The sequence below is a fragment of the Micromonospora sp. ALFpr18c genome, from assembly GCF_008868155.1.
In the GTDB taxonomy this organism is placed as follows: Bacteria; Actinomycetota; Actinomycetes; order Mycobacteriales; family Micromonosporaceae; genus Micromonospora.
Genome location: NZ_WBKR01000432.1, coordinates 1 through 866, shown reverse-complemented (window position 1 = coordinate 866; position 866 = coordinate 1). Strand labels below are relative to the sequence as shown.

Here is an 866-nt window from a genome sequence, read left to right as displayed (position 1 = left end):
CACCGCGGCGGGGATGGGCATCGCGGACGGGCTGACATTCCGGACCAAAGGGCAGCTGGCCATCGACATCTGCACCGACGCATACGCTGACGGCGTCGTCTTCGACTTCGCCTGCGGCGACGAGGTCTACGGCAACTGCACCCCACTACGGGAGTTCTTCGAAGACCGGCAGCAGGCCTACGTGCTCCGCGTCGCCTCGAACTTCACGCTCACGCTGAACCCGGAAACCCGCACGACCTGCGCCCAGGCCGTCGCCGTGCTCGCCAAGGACGAACGCCGGTGGCAGATCCGCTCGGCCGGCGCCGGCTCGAAGGGACAACGCTGGTACGCGTGGGCATGGATCGCGACCATCTCACCCCGGCACTACCTACTGGTACGCCGTCACCTCAAAAGCGGTGACCTGGCCTTTCACTACTGCTACGTGCCGCAAGACCAACCGTTGACCCTGGCCAGGCTCGTACGGGCCGCCGGGCTGCGCTGGCCGGTCGAGGAAACGTTCGAGTTCAGCAAGGACTCCTTCGGCCTGGATCAATGCCAAGCCCGGCTACACACCGCGATCATCCGACACACCGTGCTGGTCATGACCGCCCTGGCCATCTGCGCGATCACCGCCGCCCGCCTCAAAACCCGCACCGACACCCAAGCCCCACCACCGAACACACCCGATCAGCGACCACCGTCCGAGCCCGGCATGATCCCGCTGACCATCCCCGAGACCGCACGCCTGCTCGCCACAACCTGGCACCGACCGAAACCCACCGACCACGACACCCACTGGCGCAACTGGCGACGCCGCCACCAAGCCCGAGCACGCTGGTTCCACCAACGCACCCGACTCAACCGAGACTATGCCCTGGCCAACTAGC

The 866-nt window shown here is 66.6% G+C and carries 1 protein-coding gene; it reads left to right on the top strand.

The features are described 5' to 3' along the window. Positions 1-865 (top strand): transposase (locus F8271_RS31550; RefSeq protein WP_151493415.1); only part of this gene is annotated, 865 nt, incomplete at its 5' end. Position 866: the final 1 nt, after the last annotated feature.